We start from the raw sequence: 20775 nt of genomic DNA, 5'->3' as shown, positions 1-20775 counted from the left end.
GTGAGCCGCGCGGCTGGCGATGCGCCAGCCCGGCGAGCCCTTGAAGAGAGGCAAGACGATGTACGAAACCAGTTACCACCGGCCGACTTCGCTGGAAGAGGCCGCCAATCTCGCCACCGAGAAGGGCGACGAGGCCAAATATCTCTCGGGCGGCATGACGCTGATCCCGACGATGAAGCAGCGTCTCGCGGCGCCGGAGGCGCTGATCGACCTTCGCCATGTGGGCGAACTGAAAGGCATCACCGTCAATGGCCGGTCGATCCGGATCGGCGGCGGCGTCACCCATGCCGAGGTCGCGATGAGCGACGAGATCAAATCCGTCTGCCCGGGCTTTGCGAGCCTCGCCGGGCTGATCGGCGATCCGGCGGTCCGTCACATGGGCACGGTTGGTGGCTCGGTCGCCAATTTCGATCCGGCGGCGGATTATCCCGCGGCGCTTCTGGCCCTCGGCGGGACGATCCACACCAACAAGCGGGAGATCGCAGCCGACGATTTCTTTCTCGGCCTGTTCGAGACGGCGCTGGAAGAGGGCGAGATCGTCACCGCGGTCTCCTTCGAGGCGCCGGATCAGTGCGCCTACGAGAAGTTCCGCAACCCCGCCTCGCGCTACGCCATGTGCGGTGTCTTCGTCGCCAGGCGGGCTGATGGCGTCAAGGTCGGTGTCACCGGCGCCGGCTCGTCCGGCGCCTTCCGCTGGAGCGACGGCGAACAGGCGCTGTCGTCGGACTTCGCGCCCGAGGCGGTGGACGGACTGACCGTGTCGGAGGCCGACATGATGGGCGACATCCACGGCTCCTCGGCTTATCGCGCCAACCTCGTGAAGGTCGTCACCAAGCGTGCGGTGAAGAAGGCGCTGAGCCACTGATCGAAACGCCGGCGCAGACGGCGGGTATTTCGGCCAAGCGAAAGGCCGGCGGATCGCTCCGCCGGCCTTTTCCATGCGTGGTCTCCCGGACTGCCTCAGGCAGGCGTCGGCTCAGAGATTGCAGCGGTGACGGTAGCCGTCATAGCCGAGAAACGTGTCCGACCGCGGGTCGTAAGAACGATAGTGCTCGGCGCAGACGGTGGCGTGATCGCCGTAATAGACCGTGCGCGGCGCGACACGATAGTAGCGGCGGGCAGGATAGACCCGCTCGACCGGCACCGGACGCTCGTAATAGACCGGCGGCTCGTCGTAATAGCCTGGTGAGGCGATCGCGCTGCCGACGATCGCGCCGAGCGCGAGGCCGCCGATGCCGGCGGCGATGGCCGCGCCGTTGTCGTGATGGTGCCAGCCACCGCGATAGTAGTCGTGATAGTAGCCGCCGCCGTGGTGCCAGCCGCCGTGACGCCATGGATCCGCGCTGGCGCTGGCCGTCGCGGCGCCGATGGTGCCGGCCGCGATCAGCGCCGCGAGGGCTGCGGAAGTCAATCTGTTCATCGTCTTATTCCGATCGCTGCGGGGCGTCGGGCCGTCCTGCCTTCAAGCATCAGGACGCTGTCGACGGAGCCCATCTGTCCCTTCGCCATAGGAAGCCGTGTTTCGGGCAATTTCTTGGCCCGGTGTCAACGTTTGTCACGGCGATCGGGTTGCCGCGGGGTGTCTCGAATTCCGCTTGTATCTCAGACGGTTGCACCCAGCCATCAGGCGACCACGCTGACACGGACCCCCCTACTTGCTGGTCCATGTGGTGTGAGGCCATCGGGACACAAAAATGCCCGGAAGCGAACCGCTCCCGGGCATCTCGATGTTGTCACGTCGGTTTCTCCGGGTCACAGCCTGCAGCGGTGGCGGCGGCCATCATAGCCCATGAACGTGTCGGTCCGAACGTCATAGGAGCGGTAATGCGCGTCGCATCGGGCGACGTGGCCACCGGCCGGATACGCCCTGCGGACATGGCCGTGATCGGCGAGCGCACCGCCGACGATCGCCCCGATGGCAAGCCCGGCAATGCCGGCGCCGATTGCCGCGCCGTTGTCGTCATAGTGGCGATAATAGCGGTGGCCGCCACGATAGTAGCGATGGTTGTCCCAGTTTCCGCCGCGATAATGGCGTTTGCCGTGGTGCCCGTTGTGGTGTCCGCCGTGGCGGTACCATTGGTGTCCGCCGATCTGCTCGGCGCTGGCGCTCATCGTGCCCGTTCCGAGAGTTCCCAGCGTCATGGCTGCGGCCAGTATGGTGGAAATGATCGTTTTCATCACTTGTCTCCAATCGATAAGGGATGCCGCAAGGTTCACGGGCGCGACGGAGGATGACCCCTCTGCGCATTGATCCCTTTGACTGGACAACGCAGCGGAAGCCGCAATCGTTCACTCTCCAGACGATCTGATGATCACGAACAAGTGCTTGATTCTGGACGGCTGCCGCGCCGCATGCGGCTCGGTTGGGCATCGTGGCGCCGCTGCGACAATATGCTGGTGCTGGCTAAGCCCTTTCTCTCTGGTCAGAACATTTCGGGAACGATAAGAGACGCCCATGCCCGCACTCGACCTTCGCCGAAAACTCGCAATCCTCTCCGACGCCGCGAAATACGATGCCTCCTGCGCTTCCAGCGGGGCAGCCGGGCGCGACTCGTCGAAGTCGAAGGGGATCGGCTCGACGGAAGGCTCCGGCATCTGCCATGCCTATGCGCCGGACGGCCGCTGCATATCCCTTCTTAAGATCCTGCTGACCAATTTCTGCATCTATGACTGCGTCTATTGCATCAACCGCTCGTCCTCGAATGTCGAGCGGGCGCGGTTCTCGGTCGACGAGGTCGTGGCTCTGACCATGAACTTTTATCGCCGCAACTATATCGAAGGGCTGTTTCTCTCCTCGGGGATCATCCGGAACTCCGACTACACCATGGAGGAGATGGTGCGGATCGCGCGAAAGCTGCGGCTGGAGGAGAATTTTTCCGGCTATATCCACCTGAAGACGATCCCCGATGCCTCGCCCGCGCTGCTCGAGGAGGCCGGCCTCTTCGCCGACCGACTGTCGGTCAATATCGAGATGCCGACGGACGTGACGCTCTCGGCGCTGGCGCCGGAAAAGGACGCCCGCGACATCCGTCGTTCGATGGGGCATCTCAGGGCGAAGATCGAGGAGCATAAGAGCGAAAAGCGCGACCGGGCCAAGCCGAAGCGCTTTTCCGCCGGTGGGCAGTCGACGCAGATGATCGTCGGCGCGGACGCCTCCAACGACGATGACGTGCTCGGCCGCTCGGAAAACCTCTATGGCAATTACCGGCTGAGCCGGGTCTATTATTCGGCCTTCTCGCCGATCCCGGATTCCTCGAGCCGGCTGCCGCTCGCCAAGCCGCCCTTGATGCGCGAGCACCGGCTCTACCAGGCCGACTGGCTGATGCGCTTTTACGGCTTCCAGCGGGCGGAGATCGTTGCCGGCGGGGAGGGCGGCATGCTCGACCTCGCCATCGACCCGAAGCTTGCCTGGGCGCTGAAGAACCGCGAGCACTTTCCGATCGACGTCAACCGGGCGGATCGCGAGATGCTGCTGCGCGTGCCGGGCCTCGGCACTAGGGCGGTGAAGCGCATCCTTTCGACGCGGCGCCACCGCACGCTTCGGCTCGACGACATCGCAAGGCTTTGCCAGTCGATCGACAAGGTGCGGCCGTTCATCATGGCGGTCGACTGGTCGCCGGGCGGGCTGACCGATCGGGAGGGCTTGCGGGACAGCTTCGTTCCGAAGGCGAAGCGGGCAGGGGGACAATTGGAACTGTTTTAAGCACCTGTGCGCCGATGCACCGTGCTATCTGTTCGCGGGAATTAGGAGCGTCAGGAAGCCGCATGTGCCTTCATTTCAATGCCGAGATCGACCGCCGCCATCTTCGCCGCTGTGTCGAGCTTGCCTGTGAGGCTGTCGACACCGGCAACCGGCCGTTCGGCTCGGTGCTCGTTTCCGGTGACGGCACAGTCTTGAAGGAGGACCACAACCGGACAGGCTCCGGCGATCCGACGGCGCATCCGGAATTCGCCCTGGCGCGCTGGGCGGCGCTCAATCTCTCGAAGGAGCAACGGTCGGAAGCGACGATCTACACCTCCGGCGAGCACTGCCCGATGTGCGCAGTGGCGCAAGGGTGGTGCGGCGTCGGCCGGGCGGTCTACGCCACCTCGACGCCGCAGCTGGTCGGCTGGCTCGCGGACTTCGGCGCGGCGCCGCTGCCCTACAAGCCGGTGACCCTTCGCGAGATGCTGCCGCAAGTCGAGATTGTCGGGCCGTTCGACGAGTTCACTGACGAGATCCGGGCGCTGCACGAGCGGCTGCACCGGCGCTGACACCGGCGGGCGCGCGTCAGGCCCAGGGATCGAGCAGGCGAAGGCCGTCGATCGTTCTGAAATCTTTGACGTTGCGTGTCACCAGCGTCAGGCCGTGGGCGAGCGCGGTCGCCGCGATGAGGGCGTCGTGTCGGTCACGGCGATCGGGAACGTGCAAGGCGGCGCTAGCCAAAGCAACAGGCTCGTCGATGGGCAGGACTTGCGCTTCAGACAGGGAAGCCCGTTTCGCGTCAAACCACTCGCGGAGGATTTGTGCCTGTCTCGCATCCTTGCGCGCGAGGGAGAGGATGCCGAGTTCCAGCTCGAGAACCGAGATGACGGAAATGCGAACCTTTCCATCGGGAATAGCGGCGATGCGCTGCGCCGTCCGTTGATTGAGCTTGTCGGGCCGACGCAGCGAAGAAACGACTTTGGTGTCGAACAGGTACATCAATCGAGATCGAACTCGACGACCGCGGCAAGGACTTATCGCGCTCAGGGTTGAATTCGAAATCCGCTTCGGGTCTCGGATCGGCGAACATGTCCAAGGCCGACCGATTGTTCGATGTCAGTCGCTCGTATTCCTCGTATCGCATGAGGACATGTGTCGGCCGCCCGCGCTCCGTCACCACCACCGGGGCGTCGTTTGCAGCCTTTCGGGCGGCAGAGGCGTTCTGGTTGAACTCGCGCGCGGAAATCCGCCGCTCGTGAAAATTCATCGCGACGCTCCCGTGTAGGGTCTTGTTCAGAAGAGATACGACTTGCGTCGACCCCGTTCAACGGCCGCCGAAGGCAAACGGATGTTCGTTCCATGTACAACGCCCCGCTCGCCTTCCCGGCCGACTTCGACGGATGGCGGGACGCTGCCCGCCGGGCGCTGACTCTGAAGGTCTCCCCTGAAGAGATGAGCTTTACCATCGGCGAGGAGGCGCCAAGCCTGTTTGCCGAGCCGCTGCCCGACACGATGCCGGCTGACGCGCCGCAGCCGAGCGTGCCGAAAGCCTTTCCCGATCTTGCCCGCAAGCTGATCTGCCATGCGGACCCGGACCGCTTCGTCTTCGCCTATCGGCTGCTCTGGCGCCTGCAGGGCGAGAAGCGCCTGCTCGAGATTGCCTCGGACAGGGACGTCGTCCGTGCGACCGAGATGGAAAAAGCGGTGCGCCGCGATAGCCACAAGATGAAGGCCTTCGTGCGGTTTCGCGAGATCGAGGATGCCGAGCTCGGCCGCCATTCGGTCGCTTGGTTCGAGCCCTTCCATCACACCGTCGAACTGACCGCGCCGTTCTTCGCCAGGCGCTTTGCCGGAATGGTCTGGACCATCCTGACGCCTGAGCGCACCGCCCACTGGAACGGCGAGGAACTCGCCTTTCTCCCAGGCGCGACCCGCGACATGGCGCCGAGCGACGACGACATGGAGGCGCTGTGGCTCACCTATTACGCCTCGATCTTCAACCCGGCGCGGCTGAAGGTGAAGGCGATGACCGCCGAGATGCCGAAGAAATACTGGGCGAACATGCCGGAGACCGCCCTCGTCAAGCCGCTGATCGCCGGGGCCGAAGCGGCCCACCGCCGCATGCTGGAAACCCAGCCGACATTGCCGAGTTTGCGTGACGAAAGACTGAAGGAGCGTCGCGCCATGAGCCTGCCACGGATGGAGAAGGGGCAGGGCTCCGGCGCTGGCGACGACAAGGCCCCCGGCACGATCGGCGAAGCGCGCGAGCAGGCCGCCCATTGCCGAGCCTGTCCGCTATGGGAGCCGGCAACCCAGACGGTGTTCGGCAAAGGCCCCGAGGACGCGCCGGTAATTTTCGTCGGTGAGCAGCCGGGCGATCAGGAGGACATCGCCGGCGAGCCCTTCGTCGGCCCGGCCGGCAAGGTCTTCGACCAGGCGCTGGCGGCCGCCGGCATCGACCGCTCACAAGCCTATGTCACCAATGCCGTGAAGCACTTCAAGTTCGAGCCGCGGGGCAAGCGGCGCATCCACGCCAAGCCGAACACCGGCGAGATCACCGTCTGCCGCTGGTGGCTCGACCAGGAGCGCCGGCTGATCGCGCCGAAACTGATCGTCGCGCTCGGCGCGACGGCGGCGCAGGCAGTGCTCGGCAAGACGGTGACGATCAAGGCGACGCGCTCGATGCTGATCGACCTCGACGCGGCGACGAAGCTGATCGTCACCGTGCATCCGTCCTATCTCCTGCGCCTGCCGGACGAGGCGGCCAGGGAGCGTGAGACAAAGGCATTCCGGGCGGACATGGCGCTGGTGCTGGAAACGGTGCCGGAACTGGCGGTGGGGAGTAACTGAAGCGAGCTTGGTACGACCGATCAGGGCAGCCATGGGTCGATGACCGTGACACCGCAGTCGTCGAAGTCCTTGACGTTGCGAGTCGCAATGTCTGCGCCATGGCTGGCTGCAATGGCCGCGATCTGAGCATCCATCTCTTTAATAGGGCGCCCGATGGCTCGGCGCTTCGACCGGATGACGGCATAGGCTTCGGCAGCTTTCTTGCCGAATGGCAAAATGCGGCTCCCGAAATCTTCGGAAAGGGTCGCGGCCAGACTGTCGGCTAGAAGCTTTTTTCGTCGTCCGTCGGGCATGATGGCAATGCCGTATCGTAATTCTGCTTCGCTGATCGCTGTGAGAAAGACCGCGTCCATGTCCTGCTGGTCCAACCATCTGATCACCCGCCGCTCCGGAATTGGGCGCATCATTTCCGAAACCACGTTCGTATCGAGAATGATCATTCAATCAAAGGACGGAGGTTCACGGCCCGGTTCACGGGGTGGTAGGTCGAGTTCGACACCGCCGATCGGCTCGAACCTCGCGCGAATTCTTGAAGCGAGGTTGCCGCGCGGCGGAGTATCAGGGTCGGAGCCAGCAGAGGGTTGAGGCTGATGCCGAGCGTTTTCGCGCCGGTCCCCTTCGGGCACGGCCGGAGACTCCTGCGAGAGCTGGTTTGCGATCACTTCGAGTGCTTGCTGCAACAGAACCCGCGCTTCGTCCTCCATGGAGCGGCCATGCCTGGTCGCCATGCGGATGATCTGGTTCGTCGTCTTGTCGTCGAGATTGGTGATGGTCAGGCTCGTCATTCCCGCACCCTCGAAAGATGATGTCTTTCATATAGGGCGATTGGAACGCCTGACGCCAGACCACCGCTTGGGACAGCTTGGTCACTTCCGCCTGCTGCCTGACGCGCTTGAGCCCATCCGGCCGATGGGCTAAGCCGCAGCCAGATGGTTACACTGGCTGGCACCGAGCGCTCTTGCGCGTCGGATGGCTGGCCGCGACGCATTGGTGAAACGACATATGGCTGCGAAAAAGCCGAAACGGGTGACGGCGCGGGTGCCGCGCGGCTTCGTCGACCGCGACGCGAGCGATCTGCGCGCGCAGGACGCGATGCTGGCGAAGATCCGGCGGGTCTACGAGACCTACGGCTTCGAGCCGGTGGAGACGCCGGTGTTCGAATATACCGATGCGCTGGGCAAGTTTTTGCCCGACAGCGACCGGCCGAATGAGGGCGTCTTCTCGATCGAGGACGACGACGAGCAGTGGATGAGCCTGCGCTACGATCTCACTGCGCCGCTCGCCCGCTATGTGGCGGAGAATTTCGAGACCCTGCCGAAGCCCTATCGCAGCTACCGGGCGGGTTACGTCTTCCGCAACGAGAAGCCGGGGCCGGGCCGCTTCCGCCAGTTCATGCAGTTCGACGCCGACATCGTAGGCGCGCCGAACGTCTCGGCCGACGCCGAGATGGCGATGATGATGGCCGACACGATGGAGGCCCTCGGCATCCCGCACGGGCAATACGTCATCCGGGTGAACAACCGGAAGGTGCTCGACGGCGTGCTGGAGGCGATCGGACTCGGCGGTGAGGAGAACGCCGGGCGGCGGCTGACGGTGCTCAGGGCGATCGACAAGCTGGACAAGTTCGGCGTCGAGGGCGTTCGGCTGTTGCTCGGAGAGGGGCGTAAGGACGAAAGCGGGGATTTCACGCCGGGGGCGGGGCTCAATAAGGAACAGCAAACGTTTGTGCTGACGGCTACCTCGCAGGCGTTCGATCTCACAGAAGTGCGCAACGCGACCGGCAGGCCGTTAGGTGATATGCGGACTGCCGAGGGCGAGACACTGTTTTACGACAATTTGTTCGCTGGACGCTTTGCATTCGACACGGCCCGAAACGACGTTGGTCGGGAGGGCGCAAGGGAACTCATCCAAATTGCAGAGGCATGCGAGGCTGCAGGATACGGTTCTCTTCGCGTTGTCATCGACCCCTCCGTCGTCCGCGGCCTCGAATACTACACCGGCCCGGTCTTCGAGGCCGAGCTGCTCTTCGACGTGACCAACGAAAAGGGCGAGGTCGTACGCTTCGGCTCGGTCGGCGGCGGCGGGCGCTATGACGGGCTGGTGTCGCGCTTCATGAGCCAGCCGGTGCCGGCGACGGGCTTTTCCATCGGCGTCTCGCGGCTGATGACGGCGCTGAAGAATCTCGGCCGCCTCGAAACATCGACGCGCACCGGCCCTGTGGTCGTCACCGTCATGGATCGCGACCGCATGGCGGATTACCAGAAGATGGCGTCCGATCTCCGCGCCGCGCTGAACCCGAAGGACGAAAGCGGCGAGCCGCTCGGGCCCCCCGTTCCCGTCGAGGTGTTCCAGGGCAACCCGAAGCAGTTCGGCAAGCAGCTGCAATATGCCGACCGGCGCGATGCCCCTTGCGTGATCATCCAGGGCGGCGACGAGAAGGCCGCCTGCAAGGTGCAGGTCAAGGATCTGGCGCTCGGCAAGGAGCTTTCGGCGAAAATCACCGACAATGCCGAATGGCGCGAGGCGCGGGCCGGCCAGGAGATGGTCGACTATGCGCCCGACAAGCCGGGCGACATGATCGCGGCGGTGCGTGCCATCCTCGCCCGTGCGTCCGGCGCGAAGGGCTGACGTGATGGCCGCCGGCAAGGACCAGATCGGATCGGCGCTCGACGAGCTCTTCGCCAAACGGGGCGCCGAGCCGGCCGAGCCGCCGATCATCCTGCCGGCCGAGCCCTATCTCGACACCGCCGGCGAGGCGCTGCGCCGGCGCATCTTCCTCACCCGCGGCGAAAGCGGCGAAAATCTCTGCCTGCGGCCGGATTTCACCGTGCCGGTCTGCATGCGCCACATCGCCGAGGGCGCCGACCTGCCGCGGCGCTATTCCTATCGCGGCCTCGTCTTTCGCCAGCGAGCGGACGGGCCGGCGGAGTTTTTCCAGGCCGGCATCGAGGATCTCGGCGAGGAGAACCGTGCGACCTCCGACGCGCGCGCCGTCGCCGACGCCCTCGCCAGCCTCGATGCCTGCGGCGTCGATCTTGGCACCATCGACGTCATTCTCGGGGACCAGGGCCTGTTCGAAGCGGTTCTGCGGGCGCTGGGTCTGCCGGAAGGCTGGCAGCGGCGGCTGATCCGCACCTTCGGCCATGACGGTCAGCTGCGCGCGGCGCTGGGCCGTCTCGCCAACGGCCCGGAGGACGCCCTTGCCGGCATCGACCCGCAACTCGTCGATCTTGCCCGCGACCGCGAGGAGGGCACGCTGACGCGGCTGATCCGCACGCGGATGGAGGAGGCCGGCCTGCCGCCCCATTCCGGCCGCTCGCCCGGCGAGATCGCCGCCAGGCTGATCGAGAAGGTGCAGGTGGCCGAGGCCCGGCTGAGCGAAGGGGCGCTTCATATCCTTGAGGAATTCCTCGCCGTCGATTGCCGGCTGGACGAGGCGGGCGAAAGGCTCGCCGAGGTGATGGGCACGGCGGGGCTCGATCTCGGCCGGGCGATGACCACCTTCGAGACCCGCAATCTCGCCATGCGGGCGGCAAATGTCGATCTTTCGCGCCTATCCTATCGCGCCGCCTTCGGCCGGCCGATCGACTATTACACCGGCCTCGTCTTCGAGGCGCGGATGCGCGGCAGCGAGGATCCGCTCGCCGGCGGCGGCCGCTACGACCGGCTGATGACGATCCTCGGCGCCGAGGCGCCGATCCCCGCCGTCGGCTTTTCGCTCTGGCTCGACCGGATCGGGGAGGTGGTGAATGGCTGAGATCTTGCTGCCAGCGTTGCTCACCCCCCTCTGCCCTGCCGGGCATCTCCCCCTCAAGGGGGGAGATCGAACGCCAACTGCCGGATCTGCCAATCTCTGCCGGCTGCACGTTGGGCAAACGCACAATGGGAAGCGCGTGACGTCTACGCTGCTGATCTCCCCCCTTGAGGGGAAGATGTCCGGCAGGACAGAGGGGGGCAAGCCGCCGCAGCGCTTGACGAACGCCCGCTTCTTCGCAGCCGGGACATTGCGACCATGACCATCACCCTTGCCATTCCCTCCAAGGGCCGGCTGATGGAAAAATCCGTCGCGGCGCTGAAAGACGCCGGCATCGCGGTGACCGCCGGAGAAAGCCGCTCCTATCGCACCAGCGTCGAAGGCTTCGACGGGCTCGAGGTGCTGCTGCTTTCCGCCTCCGAGATCGCCCGCGAGCTGCGCGCCGGCGCCATCGACTTCGGCATCACCGGCGAGGACCTGATCCGCGAGAGCGTCGCCGATCCCGACATGGCGGTGAGCTTCGTGAAGCGGCTCGGCTTCGGCCATGCCGATGTCGTCGTCGCGGTTCCGGAGGCCTGGGTCGACGTCGTCAGCATGGACGATCTCGGCGACGTCGCCGGCTCGTTCCGCGCCCGCCATGGCCGCCGGCTGCGCATTGCCACGAAATACTGGCGGCTGACCCAAAGCTTTTTCTCGCGCATCCACGGCATCCAGAGCTACCGCATCGTCGAGAGCCTCGGCGCCACCGAGGGCGCCCCCGCCGCGGGCTCGGCCGACATCATCGTCGACATCACCACGACGGGCTCGACGCTGAAGGCCAACCAGCTGAAGGTGCTCGGCGACGGGGTGATCCTCAAATCCGAGGCCTGCCTGTTGCGCTCGGCCGCTCGCCAGCGGGAGGCGGGCGACAGGGCCCTCGCCGAGGATCTCGGGCGCCGCTTTGCCGGCTGATGCAAGGAGGCATCCGGACGGCCGATCGGATGTCTGCCAAGCCTTGGCCTGGCGGCCGAAATCTTCGACATGGGCAGCCGGTGGACGTGTCGGCATCGTCGCCGGCGGAGGAGAACTGCGGCAGCGGAAAGCTGCCGCAACGCTTCGATACATTCGGTAACAGTTTCGGCAAGGGATCCTTCACGACTGTCGGCCTAGCTGATGGTCATGAGACGATTTCTTCGCGCGAGGACAGCATGTCATTGACAGTCGGGTCGACGAGTTCCGTCAGCCTTGTTTCGGCGAGCGATTCCAGCAGCGACGACGCCGCGGCGATCAAGGAAAAGCTCGCCGCCGCCGAAAAGGCGCTGGCAGAGGCCGAGGAGGCCCAGGATGCCGAAGCGGCGGCGACGCAGCAGGCGCTGATCGACCGCTACACGGCACAACTCGCCAAGGCCGAAAAGGCTTCCGCGACGGCTAGCGCCACTCCGGTCGCCAATGCACAGGCGGCGGACAAGACCGAGACGGAAGAGGACGCCGGCAATCCCTTCTCCTCGACCACGCGGATGGACGTCTCCGCTCTTGCCGCGGCCACCGGCAGCGAGGCAGGCGCCGCGTCGGGCGCAGATCAGGCCGAAGACGGCGACAGCGCCGCCGAGCGGGCCGAGAAGGAATATCGGGCGAACATGCCGCAGACGGCCGAGGCCGCGTAGAAGCGCCGACAGCCGAAGCGGCTACCGAATACGAATAACAGCATCGCCCGGGACGGCGCGGCCGTCCCGGGCGATGCTGCTATTGCGCCGCTGGGCGCGAGGACATCCGGATCGCTCGGCTTGGCCTGATGCCTCAGGCGTAGCGGCTTTCGCGTCTCGACTTGTCGATGGCGATCGAGCCGGCGCCGGAACCGGCGAGAACGAGGAAGCCGCCGGCCATGGCGATGTTCTTCAACAGCACCGTCTGGTCGCCGGCATGGACCAGAATGCCGGTCGCCACGCAAAACAGGGCCAGCGCGATGCCGACGATGCGGGTCTGGAAGCCGACGAGCACGGCGAGGCCGGCCACGAGCTCGAAGGCGCCAACCAGATAGGCCATGGCGAGCGGCGCCGGAAAGTTCAGGCTGGACAGGAAGCCGGCGAAGCCCTCTGCGCCGGTCAGCTTGCCGAAGCCCGAGACGATGAAGATGGCCGAGAGGAGAACGCGGCCGGCGAGAATGACACTCTGGTTCATGGCGGTCTTGCTCCGATGATCGCCCGGTCGGACCATTCCGTCGGGTCGCTGTCGATGTCGGCAAGATAGTCGGCCCGGATTGTCAACGCATCCGTGGAAATCGCCGACATATTGTCAACGTATAAAGATACAATTGAACGCTGCCGGGTGCCACCAGTCGGCGGGCTTTCGCACGGCAGGGAGCACGCCGGTATCGCGTCAGCGTCGCTCCGACGCCGTTACAATTACACAGCCTTGAATAGCATTCGACTTCGAACGATGGGAGATGCCGAAACAAATGGCGGCTCGATCACGCTCCTTTCGGCGGCGACCCGTGCAGATGCATTGCTGCGGCGTGCGGCACGAGATTGTCACCCATGTCTTAGGAACGGTCCGTTACTCACGTCTCCGGGCCGGACAATGGATTTTCTGGTGATCCCGACAGGATTCGAACCTGTGACCCTCAGATTAGGAATCTGATGCTCTATCCTGCTGAGCTACGGGACCACTCGGCGCGCACCATAGTGAACTCGTGCCTGAAGGCCAAGCGTCGATCGATCTGGCTGACCGCCGAATTTTACCGAACGCCCGGAATCTCACCGCACGCTCGGGTCGCACTGGGCGAGGAGGATCGCGTCGCCCTCAGCGACGCTGACGGTGATCGGGCCGGCGGCCTCGTTCGACTGGGTGAGGATCGAGGAAAACGGCAGGTCGACATTGTCGAGCGGCCATTTCGCCCCTTCGATCGTCAGGCCTCTCACGTTTGAAAACTTCAGGACCGAGAACTGCGTCCCCGGTTCGAGATCGACGCGCCGGGGTGTCGCGGACAGAGGCAAGGCGGATTCCGCCCCGTCTTCCAGTGCGATGTCGAGGCCCTGGTGGAAATAGCGCAGCGCCAGGATGAAATGGGCAAAGGCGTGGTCGCTGCGCGGGCCGCCGAGCGCGCCGACGAGGGTGAGCCTCGTCGCGCCGAGCGCGATCGCCGCCTCGATGGCGATCTCTCCGTCGGTCTTGTCCTTGTCGCGCGGAAAGGTCTCGCGGCGGATGCCGGCGAGGGCGATGGGGGGCTGCTGCGGGGCGGAATCGAAGTCGCCGACCCAGAGTTCCGGCGCAAGACCGAGGCCCGCCGCATGCCGGATCCCGTCGTCGGCGGCGATCACCCGGCCGCCTTCGATCGCGGCGCGAAGGGCTGGCGTCGGCTCCATGCGGCCGGCAAGGAGAATGACGAAATGCTCCATCGCTTCGGTCTTTCCTTCCTGTCATGCGCCGGCGAGCGCGGCGCCTTTCCGCGCCGCCCGGCGACAGGCGGCGCCCGGCACGCACGAATCGCTTCAAAGGCGAGAGGCGCGCCCCGGACGGGCACCCTGTTGATCCGCAATTGCCGCGATTGACAAGATTTGCCTTCCCGCGCATATGACCGGCCATGACCGTGCGCTCCAAACTCACGAAAACGTCGATTAGCTGACGCCCCGCCCCGCTTGTCTCCCCCGGGGCGGAGGACGAGCGTGCTCGATCGTTTGGCAAGGGGAGAGCGAGAGAAGGTCTGATATCCCATGGGCTACAAGGTTGCCATCGTCGGAGCCACCGGCAATGTCGGTCGCGAGATGCTGTCGATCCTCTCCGAGAGGGGCTTCCCGGCTGACGAGGTGGTGGCGCTTGCCTCGCGTCGCAGCCAGGGCACGGAAGTCTCCTTCGGCGAGCGGACGCTGAAGGTCAAGGCGCTGGAGGGCTTCGACTTCTCCGACGTCGACATCTGCCTGATGAGCGCCGGCGGCAATATCTCCAAGGAATATTCGCCTCGCATCGGCGCGCAGGGATGCGTCGTCATCGATAACTCTTCGGCCTGGCGCTACGATCAGGACGTGCCGCTGATCGTGCCTGAGGTGAATGCCGACGCCGTCACCGGCTTCTCGCGCAAGAACATCATCGCCAATCCCAACTGCTCGACCGCCCAGCTCGTCGTCGCGCTGAAGCCGCTGCACGACCACGCCAAGATCAGGCGCATCGTCGTCGCCACCTACCAGTCGGTCTCCGGCGCCGGCAAGGACGGCATGGACGAGCTGTTCACCCAGTCGCGCGCGGTCTTCGTCGCCGATCCGGTGGAAGCCAAGAAGTTCACCAAGCGCATCGCCTTCAACGTCATCCCGCATATCGACGTCTTCATGGAGGACGGCTCGACCAAGGAAGAGTGGAAGGTGATGGCCGAGACCAAGAAGATGCTCGACCCGAAGATCAAGGTCACCTGCACGGCGGTGCGCGTGCCGGTCTTCATCGGCCATTCCGAAGCGGTGAACATCGAGTTCGAGAACCCGATCACCGCCGACGAGGCGCGCGATATCCTGCGCGAGGCGCCTGGGTGTCTCGTCATCGACAAGCGCGAGGACGGCGGCTATGTCACCCCCTACGAGTCGGCCGGCGAGGATGCGACCTATATCTCCCGCATTCGCGAGGACCAGACGCTGGAAAACGGCCTCAACATCTGGGTCGTCTCGGACAATCTGCGCAAGGGGGCGGCCCTGAACACGGTTCAGATCGCCGAACTCCTGGTCAATCGCGGCCTCCTCAAGCAGCGCAAGGCTGCCTGAGCCAGTCGCTCGGATCGCGGAGCTCTTCGCGATCCGACCCGCCATTGGACGGCCCGCCTCGCATCCTCTAAAGGGCAAGGGGTCACCGGCGCTCGCCGGCGGCTTCCTTAATCGGGCCCGGCGGGCCCGTTCCCGCCCTCGGAGACGGCATTGACGGTCTCAGACGATCGCACCGCAAAGGGTGCGCCGGCCCTGCTCGGCGCGCTGTTTGCGCGGACGGCCTTTATCGACGATGCGGTCGGGCGGTTCGCCGCGGCCCGCGTCGGCCCGCTGCCGTTGCCGCTCGCCGTCATCGCCCTGGTCTTCATCGCCAACTGCCTCCTCAGTATCGTCGCCAGGGTGCCGCCCGGTTTCGACGACCGCGAGCAGCTGGCTGCCATGGGCCACTGGGCGCTCGGCTACAGCGGCGTGCAGCCGCCGCTGCACACCTGGCTGATCAAGCTGGTCGACCTCATCGTCAGCGACGATATCGCCGCGGTCTACATTACCCGCTCGCTGATCCTCTGCCTGCTTGCCGCCGTCCTCTATGGCATCGGCCGGGCGCTCGACTTGTCGCGGGACGGAGCGGCGGCGGCCGCCTTCGGGCTCTTCCTGATGCCGCCGGTCGGCTGGGAGGCCCAGCGCGCCTACAGCCACTCGCTCAGCGGCCTGTTCTTCACCGCACTCTTCCAGCTTGCCATGCTCATGGTGATCGAGCGGAACACCGCCAAAAGCTACATTCTTGCCGGTGCCAGCGCGGCTCTTGCGGTCCTTGGCAAATATAACGGCCTGATCGCTCTCGCCGGGGCGATCGGGGCAGGGCTGGCATGGCCCGATCTGCGCGGGCGGTTTCGGCTTCGCCGGCTCGCCCTTGCAGCTGCGGCCTTTCTCCTCGTCCTCGCCGCGCCGATGGCCTGGCTGGCGAGCCGCCTCGACACGCTGGACGACAGCGTCGGCAAGTTCCAGATCGGTCAGGCGGGCTCGGCGCTTGCCGTTCGTCTGGAGGGGGCGCTCGCCTTTCTCGGCGGCTGCCTTGCCTATGCCGGACCGCTGGTGGCGGTCTGGCTCGCTGCCTGGATCGTCGCAAGGATCGACGGCCGCGCGACGCCGCTCTCGCCGAAGGGGCTGAGGCCGGAAGTCCGCTATCTGCTGACGGCCGTCGCGGCTTCCTTCGCTCTGTCGCTCGTCCTCGTTCTCGGCAGCGGCGCGACGGAGGTGAAGGGCTACTGGCTGCACCCCGTGCTGATCACCCTGCCGGCGGTCGTCGCAGCGCTTCTCTCGGCCGTCGACCCGACCGGCTGGGCCAACCGCTTTGTCATCGTCTGCGGTCTCGTCCTTTCGCTGGCGAGCGTTGCCGGCTTCCTTCTGCGAAGCGCTGGCATCGGGGCGTAGCGGCGCTGTTGCAAGGCGGCAACTTCGGCGCGGAAAGATCCGCCGGTGCCGGCAAGCCCTATTCCAGCCAACTGTGGCTTCTATCGCCGCTTCGAAGGAACAACGCCGACGGGTGGTAACCCGTCGCAACTGGCTGGTCACGCTCGATGAAGAAACTCGCTCTGGCGCTCGCTCTCACCGCTGCCTTTGCCGGCTGCACCACCGATCCCTATACGGGCGAACGGAAGATCTCCAACACGCTCGGCGGCGCCGGGATCGGTGCCGGCGTCGGCGCCCTCGGCGGCTACGTCATCGGCCGCGCGACCGGCCATGACGGCGGCAAGGCGGCGCTGATCGGCGCCGGCGTCGGCGCGCTGACCGGCGGCGGCATCGGCCTTTATATGGACAACCAGGAAGCCAAGCTGCGCGCCCAGCTGCGCGGCACCGGCGTCTCGGTCACCCGCGTCGGCGACCGGATCATCCTGAACATGCCGTCGAACATCACCTTCCCGACCGACCAGGCGTCGATCCTGCCGGGATTCTATCCGACGCTGAATTCCGTCGCGCTGGTCCTGCAGGAGTTCGACCGGTCGATCGTCGACGTCTACGGCCACACCGACAGCCAGGGCTCCGACGGCTACAACCTTCAGCTTTCCCAGCAGCGTGCCTCCTCGGTCAGCCAGTATCTGGCCAGCCAGGGCGTCGATCCGCGCCGGCTGAACACCCAGGGCTTCGGCGAGAGCCAGCCGGTCGCCTCCAATGCGACGGAAGCCGGCCGCGCCCAGAACCGGCGCGTCGAGATCGCGATTTCGCCGCTGACCTCCGGCTGATCGGGAGATTGGAGCGCCGTGCGTCCGAATGGACGCTCGATGCTCTGAACATTCGTGCGAGGGCCGTCGTCGCCTCAGGCGTCGTTGGCGGCGAGTTCCGGATCCAGGGGCTCTTCGAAGACCGGCTCTCCGCCGCGGGGCCCATCTTCGGAGGCGTCCGCTGCCAGAACCAGCGTCTCGACGATGCGGGACAGCGCCCGCATCGCGACCGGATTGCTGTCGCTTTCGAGGTCTGCGGGGCGCGGTGACGGCGCCAGCGGCGAGCCGGCGAGCGCCTGGCTGCGGTGGCGTTTGGCCGGCGCGAGCGGGGCGATCCTGGTGCTGATCGCGCCGCCGGCCTCGAGCCCGGTATGAACGACGAATTCGTCAGGCGGAAAGTCGGCCCGGTTCTCGGTGATGACCTCGACAAGGGCGATGTGCCTCGCGCGGTCTTTCGGCTCGTCCAGATCCTCGGCGGCGGCGACGGCTGCGTGATACTGCGCCCGCAGCGATTCCCTGCCGAGAAAGGCAAGCTCGATCTCGCGGGTCAGGAGCAGCGATTTCGCCAGCACCGAACTTTGTTCGAAGCTGAAATGGCCTGCCTCCTCGTGGAGTGCGTCGCCGAACGGCGACCCGGCTGCGAATGTCTTGCGGTAAAGAGATGCCATTCCCGCCTCCCTGCCACGACGCCGGTGATGAGCGCCGGCCCATCCGCTCCATTTCCGATTTTGCAATCCCGAGATTTGAGGAAACGCCGGAATGCTGAAAAATCTGTAAATCAGCAGTAGTATCAGCGGGAATTTCGATCACGCGTTCGAGAGGCGGAAACTGCGCGCGGGGGAGGTGGGAGCGTTCAAGGCGCGTTACGTCCGATCGATGATGGTCGCCTGCTCAAGAAAGCTGAGCCGCGTGGGCGCCAAGGGCTGCCGGGGCGTCGCCGCCCCGGAGCCGTCTCGGCGAATGCCGCGTTAGTAGTTGTGGCCGACGGCGCCGCCGACCACCGCGCCGCCGACGCCGCCGACAATGGCACCGCCGGTGCCGGCGACGGCGTTGCCGATGACCGCGCCGCTGGCGCCGCCAATGCCGGCGCCAGCCCAGGTCCGCTGGGTCCGGCTGCAGCCCGCCGAGACCGCCAGTGCGGCGACGATCAGGAGGGCGACGCCGCCCCTGGCGGAAAATGTCTTCGCGTTCATGTCTCGATCTTCCTCGTTCGGATCAGGGTCCCAAGTGATACATTGCGCTTGTCGGTAAGTGAGCAAGAGCATCGCCGCCGCGCCATCCTGCCGCATATGTGGCAAGGCCGGTCGACGCCCTCAAAATTCAACCGATTTTACCGATGCGCCGGGCTTCCGATCACGGCCGGGCAGGGCTATTGCCTGTGCGACCACACACGCTCGTGAAGGAAGGGCAGCCACGTGACGACACGGACCGAAACCGATTCCATCGGCGCCATCGAGGTCGCGGACGACCGCTACTGGGGCGCCCAGACCGAACGGTCGCGCAACAACTTCAAGATCGGCACCGACCGCCAGCCGCTGCCGCTGATCCACGCTCTGGCGACGATCAAGAAGGCCGCCGCGCGGGTGAGTGCCAAGAAGGGCCGGCTGCCGCAGGAGATCGCCGACGCCATCGAGAAGGCGGCCGACGAGATCGTCGCGGGCAGGCTCGACGACCACTTCCCCCTGGTCGTCTACCAGACCGGCTCGGGCACCCAGACCAACATGAACGTCAACGAGGTGATCTCGAACCGGGCGATCGAGATGCTCGGCGGAAAGAAGGGCTCGAAGAAGCCGGTTCATCCGAACGATCACGTGAATATGAGCCAGTCGTCCAACGACGTCTTCCCGACGGCGATGCATGTCGCGGCGGTGGTCGAGGCGAAGGCGCGGCTGGAGCCGGCGCTCGAGACGCTTCACGCCTCGCTGGACAGGAAGGCCAAGGAATTCGCCTCGATCATCAAGATCGGTCGCACCCATACCCAGGACGCGACGCCGGTGACGCTCGGCCAGGAGTTTTCCGGCTACGCCATGGCGCTGGAACTTGCGAAGAAGCGCATCGCCGACTCCCTCGACGGCGTCCTGGCGCTGGCCCAGGGCGGCACGGCGGTCGGCACCGGCCTCAATGCGCCTGTCGGCTTCGATACCGAGATCGCCGCGGAGATTGCCGAACTGACCGGGCAGCCCTTCCGCACCGCCGAGAACAAGTTCGAGGCGCTCGCCTCCCACGGCGCGCTCACCTTCTTCCACGGCTCGCTGAACACGCTGGCGGCCGACCTGATGAAGATCGCCAACGACATCCGCTTCCTCGGCTCGGGCCCGCGCTCGGGCCTCGGCGAGCTCAGCCTGCCGGCCAACGAGCCGGGTTCCTCGATCATGCCGGGCAAGGTGAACCCCACCCAGTGCGAGGCGCTGACCATGGTGGCGACGGAGGTCTTCGGCCATGAGACGACCGTCACGGTGGCGTCGAGCCAGGGCCATTTCGAGCTTAACGTCTTCAAGCCGGTGATCGCCAATGCCGTGCTCTCCTCGATCCGGCTGCTTGCCGACGGCATGGAGAGCTTCGCCGAGCACTGCGTCGACGGCATCGAGGCGAACGAGGAGAGGATCGCCAGCCTGATGCAGCAGTCGCTGATGCTGGTGACGGCGCTGGCGCCGACGATCGGCTACGACAACGCCGCCAACATCGCCAAGACGGCGCACAAGAAGGGCACGACTCTTCGCGAAGAGGCGATCGCGTCGGGCCTCGTCTCGGCCGAGGACTACGACCGCATCGTCGATCCCTCGACGATGATCGCGCCGGCCTGAGGGGCCCTGAAAAGGCCGGTTCCGGCTGGCCTCAGGTGGCGAGATAGCGGTCGGGACGGTGGTTGATGGCGAGGAAGCCGTTCAGCACCACCGCCCCGATCAGCGAATAGATCACCGCGGCAAAATCGACGACGAAGAGCGCGATCGTCAGGATCGTCAGGTCGAAGGCCAGCTGGACGAGGCCTGCGCGGAAGCCGAAGCGGTCCTGCAGATAGATCGCCAGAATGCCGGCGCCGCCGAGGCTCGCCCGGTGGCGGAAGAGGGCCAGCAGAGCGAAGCCGACGAGCAGGCCGCCGATCACCGCACCGGCCAGCGGGTCGATATAGGCGATCGAAAAGACGTCCGGCAGGAAATACGAGACGATCGACAGAAGCGCGATGGCGGTGAAGGTCTTGATGGTGAAGGCCCGTCCCATCCGGCCGATGGCCAGTGCGTAGAAGGGAATGTTGATCAGGAAGAAGGCGACGCCGACATTGATGCCGAAGACATAGGAGACGATCAGCGCCAGCCCGGCGACGCCGCCGGTGAGGAACTTCAGATGGGCGAGGATCGCAAGGCCGAGGGCGGCCAGCAGCACGCCGGTGAGGATCGCCTGGGCGTCTTCGGCCGGAGTGTGGTGAGTCGCCGTGGCGTTCCAGTCGCCGAAGCGGGAACGGCGTTCGGCGGACGCCTCGCTCTCACGGGTCTCGACCGACTGGCTCATGCGCTCCGGCTCCGGCTTTTTGCGCTGCGGGAAAGAGAACGCTAGCGCGCGGGCCGGGCAAGGGGAAGAGCGCGCGCCGCAGGTGTGCCTTGCAGGAGG

The 20775-nt window shown here is 65.7% G+C and carries 22 protein-coding genes, 1 tRNA gene and 1 pseudogene; 12 read left to right on the top strand and 12 right to left on the bottom strand.

Features of this window, described 5'->3' with window-relative positions; all coding sequences use genetic code 11:
• Positions 1-58 precede the first annotated feature (58 nt).
• Positions 59-865, top strand: a complete 807-nt coding sequence (locus tag E3C22_RS06055; RefSeq protein WP_134761116.1) for an FAD binding domain-containing protein — start codon at positions 59-61, stop codon at positions 863-865.
• A gap of 111 nt (positions 866-976) precedes the next feature.
• Here E3C22_RS06055 and E3C22_RS06050 read toward each other — a convergent pair whose 3' ends face one another.
• Positions 977-1420: a BA14K family protein gene (locus E3C22_RS06050; protein ID WP_134761115.1), complete on the bottom strand. Its 444-nt coding sequence runs from the start codon at positions 1418-1420 to the stop codon at positions 977-979.
• A 332-nt stretch (positions 1421-1752) separates the two neighbouring features.
• Positions 1753-2178 (bottom strand): BA14K family protein, encoded by a 426-nt coding sequence (locus tag E3C22_RS06045; protein ID WP_245514811.1) that lies wholly within the window; start codon positions 2176-2178, stop codon positions 1753-1755.
• Between the two features lie 277 nt (positions 2179-2455).
• Here E3C22_RS06045 and E3C22_RS06040 point away from each other — a divergent pair, with 277 nt between their 5' ends.
• Both E3C22_RS06040 and E3C22_RS06035 read left to right on the top strand, forming a co-directional pair.
• Positions 2456-3703: a putative DNA modification/repair radical SAM protein gene (locus E3C22_RS06040; protein WP_134761113.1), complete on the top strand. Its 1248-nt coding sequence runs from the start codon at positions 2456-2458 to the stop codon at positions 3701-3703.
• Between the two features lie 62 nt (positions 3704-3765).
• Positions 3766-4254: a nucleoside deaminase gene (locus E3C22_RS06035; protein WP_134761112.1), complete on the top strand. Its 489-nt coding sequence runs from the start codon at positions 3766-3768 to the stop codon at positions 4252-4254.
• Positions 4255-4270: 16 nt separating this feature from the next.
• Here E3C22_RS06035 and E3C22_RS06030 read toward each other — a convergent pair whose 3' ends face one another.
• On the bottom strand, positions 4271-4684 hold the full coding sequence (locus tag E3C22_RS06030; protein WP_134761111.1) for a type II toxin-antitoxin system VapC family toxin: 414 nt from the start codon (positions 4682-4684) through the stop codon (positions 4271-4273).
• A 76-nt stretch (positions 4685-4760) separates the two neighbouring features.
• Positions 4761-4952, bottom strand: a pseudogene (locus E3C22_RS24735) (type II toxin-antitoxin system Phd/YefM family antitoxin); the annotation flags it as partial.
• A gap of 92 nt (positions 4953-5044) precedes the next feature.
• Between E3C22_RS24735 and E3C22_RS06020 the strand changes: the two are divergent.
• Positions 5045-6535, top strand: a complete 1491-nt coding sequence (locus E3C22_RS06020; RefSeq protein WP_134761110.1) for a UdgX family uracil-DNA binding protein — start codon at positions 5045-5047, stop codon at positions 6533-6535.
• A 20-nt stretch (positions 6536-6555) separates the two neighbouring features.
• On the opposite strand, the gene E3C22_RS06015 is transcribed toward E3C22_RS06020, so the two are convergent.
• Both E3C22_RS06015 and E3C22_RS24730 read right to left on the bottom strand, forming a co-directional pair.
• Complete coding sequence (locus E3C22_RS06015; protein WP_134761109.1) at positions 6556-6975, bottom strand: type II toxin-antitoxin system VapC family toxin; 420 nt, start codon at positions 6973-6975, stop codon at positions 6556-6558.
• Positions 6976-7320 carry a FitA-like ribbon-helix-helix domain-containing protein gene (locus E3C22_RS24730; RefSeq protein WP_134761108.1) on the bottom strand — a complete coding sequence of 115 codons (345 nt, stop codon included), beginning with the start codon at positions 7318-7320 and terminating at the stop codon, positions 6976-6978.
• Positions 7321-7537: 217 nt separating this feature from the next.
• Here E3C22_RS24730 and hisS point away from each other — a divergent pair, with 217 nt between their 5' ends.
• The 4 genes from hisS (at position 7538) to E3C22_RS05985 (ending at position 11932) form a co-directional block, all read left to right on the top strand.
• Positions 7538-9163 carry a histidine--tRNA ligase gene (gene hisS, locus E3C22_RS06005; RefSeq protein ID WP_134761107.1) on the top strand — a complete coding sequence of 542 codons (1626 nt, stop codon included), beginning with the start codon at positions 7538-7540 and terminating at the stop codon, positions 9161-9163.
• Between the two features lie 4 nt (positions 9164-9167).
• Positions 9168-10292 (top strand): ATP phosphoribosyltransferase regulatory subunit, encoded by a 1125-nt coding sequence (locus E3C22_RS06000; protein WP_134761106.1) that lies wholly within the window; start codon positions 9168-9170, stop codon positions 10290-10292.
• 255 nt (positions 10293-10547) lie between these two features.
• Positions 10548-11240 (top strand): ATP phosphoribosyltransferase, encoded by a 693-nt coding sequence (gene hisG / locus E3C22_RS05990; RefSeq protein ID WP_134761104.1) that lies wholly within the window; start codon positions 10548-10550, stop codon positions 11238-11240.
• A 236-nt stretch (positions 11241-11476) separates the two neighbouring features.
• On the top strand, positions 11477-11932 hold the full coding sequence (locus E3C22_RS05985; RefSeq protein WP_134761103.1) for a hypothetical protein: 456 nt from the start codon (positions 11477-11479) through the stop codon (positions 11930-11932).
• Between the two features lie 133 nt (positions 11933-12065).
• On the opposite strand, the gene E3C22_RS05980 is transcribed toward E3C22_RS05985, so the two are convergent.
• From E3C22_RS05980 to E3C22_RS05970, 3 genes are all read right to left on the bottom strand, one after another.
• Positions 12066-12446, bottom strand: a complete 381-nt coding sequence (locus tag E3C22_RS05980) for a DoxX family protein (RefSeq protein ID WP_134761102.1) — start codon at positions 12444-12446, stop codon at positions 12066-12068.
• A 409-nt stretch (positions 12447-12855) separates the two neighbouring features.
• A tRNA-Arg gene (locus E3C22_RS05975) sits at positions 12856-12932 on the bottom strand.
• Between the two features lie 89 nt (positions 12933-13021).
• Positions 13022-13663: a thiamine diphosphokinase gene (locus tag E3C22_RS05970; RefSeq protein ID WP_134761101.1), complete on the bottom strand. Its 642-nt coding sequence runs from the start codon at positions 13661-13663 to the stop codon at positions 13022-13024.
• Between the two features lie 315 nt (positions 13664-13978).
• Here E3C22_RS05970 and E3C22_RS05965 point away from each other — a divergent pair, with 315 nt between their 5' ends.
• The 3 genes from E3C22_RS05965 (at position 13979) to E3C22_RS05955 (ending at position 17190) form a co-directional block, all read left to right on the top strand.
• Positions 13979-15010, top strand: a complete 1032-nt coding sequence (locus E3C22_RS05965) for an aspartate-semialdehyde dehydrogenase (protein WP_134761100.1) — start codon at positions 13979-13981, stop codon at positions 15008-15010.
• 150 nt (positions 15011-15160) lie between these two features.
• A complete protein-coding gene (locus E3C22_RS05960) occupies positions 15161-16381 on the top strand; it encodes a glycosyltransferase family 39 protein (RefSeq protein ID WP_134761099.1) in 1221 nt (406 codons plus the stop codon).
• Between the two features lie 146 nt (positions 16382-16527).
• Positions 16528-17190, top strand: a complete 663-nt coding sequence (locus E3C22_RS05955) for a YiaD family glycine zipper/OmpA-like lipoprotein (RefSeq protein WP_134761098.1) — start codon at positions 16528-16530, stop codon at positions 17188-17190.
• Positions 17191-17264: 74 nt separating this feature from the next.
• On the opposite strand, the gene E3C22_RS05950 is transcribed toward E3C22_RS05955, so the two are convergent.
• Positions 17265-17837: a hypothetical protein gene (locus tag E3C22_RS05950; protein ID WP_134761097.1), complete on the bottom strand. Its 573-nt coding sequence runs from the start codon at positions 17835-17837 to the stop codon at positions 17265-17267.
• Positions 17838-18137: 300 nt separating this feature from the next.
• Entirely contained in the window at positions 18138-18362 is a 225-nt protein-coding gene (locus tag E3C22_RS05945) for a hypothetical protein (RefSeq protein WP_134761096.1), read from the bottom strand.
• Between the two features lie 222 nt (positions 18363-18584).
• Here E3C22_RS05945 and fumC point away from each other — a divergent pair, with 222 nt between their 5' ends.
• On the top strand, positions 18585-19973 hold the full coding sequence (fumC, locus tag E3C22_RS05940) for a class II fumarate hydratase (RefSeq protein WP_134761095.1): 1389 nt from the start codon (positions 18585-18587) through the stop codon (positions 19971-19973).
• Between the two features lie 31 nt (positions 19974-20004).
• Here fumC and E3C22_RS05935 read toward each other — a convergent pair whose 3' ends face one another.
• Positions 20005-20676 carry a YitT family protein gene (locus E3C22_RS05935; protein ID WP_134761094.1) on the bottom strand — a complete coding sequence of 224 codons (672 nt, stop codon included), beginning with the start codon at positions 20674-20676 and terminating at the stop codon, positions 20005-20007.
• Positions 20677-20775: the final 99 nt, after the last annotated feature.

Origin of the sequence: Jiella endophytica, assembly GCF_004519335.1 — a bacterium.
In the GTDB taxonomy this organism is placed as follows: Bacteria; Pseudomonadota; Alphaproteobacteria; order Rhizobiales; family Rhizobiaceae; genus Jiella; species Jiella endophytica.
The sequence above is the reverse complement of the archived record's forward strand: the minus strand, read 5'-3'. Positions and strand labels throughout refer to the sequence as shown.

Coding starts and splice junctions, on each gene's coding strand:
- E3C22_RS06055 (WP_134761116.1), top strand. CDS start 59: ATGTACGAAACCAGTTACCACCGGCCGACTTCGCTGGAAGAGGCCGCC.
- E3C22_RS06050 (WP_134761115.1), bottom strand. CDS start 1,420: ATGAACAGATTGACTTCCGCAGCCCTCGCGGCGCTGATCGCGGCCGGC.
- E3C22_RS06045 (WP_245514811.1), bottom strand. CDS start 2,178: ATGAAAACGATCATTTCCACCATACTGGCCGCAGCCATGACGCTGGGA.
- E3C22_RS06040 (WP_134761113.1), top strand. CDS start 2,456: ATGCCCGCACTCGACCTTCGCCGAAAACTCGCAATCCTCTCCGACGCC.
- E3C22_RS06035 (WP_134761112.1), top strand. CDS start 3,766: ATGTGCCTTCATTTCAATGCCGAGATCGACCGCCGCCATCTTCGCCGC.
- E3C22_RS06030 (WP_134761111.1), bottom strand. CDS start 4,684: ATGTACCTGTTCGACACCAAAGTCGTTTCTTCGCTGCGTCGGCCCGAC.
- E3C22_RS06020 (WP_134761110.1), top strand. CDS start 5,045: ATGTACAACGCCCCGCTCGCCTTCCCGGCCGACTTCGACGGATGGCGG.
- E3C22_RS06015 (WP_134761109.1), bottom strand. CDS start 6,975: ATGATCATTCTCGATACGAACGTGGTTTCGGAAATGATGCGCCCAATT.
- E3C22_RS24730 (WP_134761108.1), bottom strand. CDS start 7,320: ATGACGAGCCTGACCATCACCAATCTCGACGACAAGACGACGAACCAG.
- hisS (WP_134761107.1), top strand. CDS start 7,538: ATGGCTGCGAAAAAGCCGAAACGGGTGACGGCGCGGGTGCCGCGCGGC.
- E3C22_RS06000 (WP_134761106.1), top strand. CDS start 9,168: ATGGCCGCCGGCAAGGACCAGATCGGATCGGCGCTCGACGAGCTCTTC.
- hisG (WP_134761104.1), top strand. CDS start 10,548: ATGACCATCACCCTTGCCATTCCCTCCAAGGGCCGGCTGATGGAAAAA.
- E3C22_RS05985 (WP_134761103.1), top strand. CDS start 11,477: ATGTCATTGACAGTCGGGTCGACGAGTTCCGTCAGCCTTGTTTCGGCG.
- E3C22_RS05980 (WP_134761102.1), bottom strand. CDS start 12,446: ATGAACCAGAGTGTCATTCTCGCCGGCCGCGTTCTCCTCTCGGCCATC.
- E3C22_RS05970 (WP_134761101.1), bottom strand. CDS start 13,663: ATGGAGCATTTCGTCATTCTCCTTGCCGGCCGCATGGAGCCGACGCCA.
- E3C22_RS05965 (WP_134761100.1), top strand. CDS start 13,979: ATGGGCTACAAGGTTGCCATCGTCGGAGCCACCGGCAATGTCGGTCGC.
- E3C22_RS05955 (WP_134761098.1), top strand. CDS start 16,528: ATGAAGAAACTCGCTCTGGCGCTCGCTCTCACCGCTGCCTTTGCCGGC.
- E3C22_RS05950 (WP_134761097.1), bottom strand. CDS start 17,837: ATGGCATCTCTTTACCGCAAGACATTCGCAGCCGGGTCGCCGTTCGGC.
- E3C22_RS05945 (WP_134761096.1), bottom strand. CDS start 18,362: ATGAACGCGAAGACATTTTCCGCCAGGGGCGGCGTCGCCCTCCTGATC.
- E3C22_RS05935 (WP_134761094.1), bottom strand. CDS start 20,676: ATGAGCCAGTCGGTCGAGACCCGTGAGAGCGAGGCGTCCGCCGAACGC.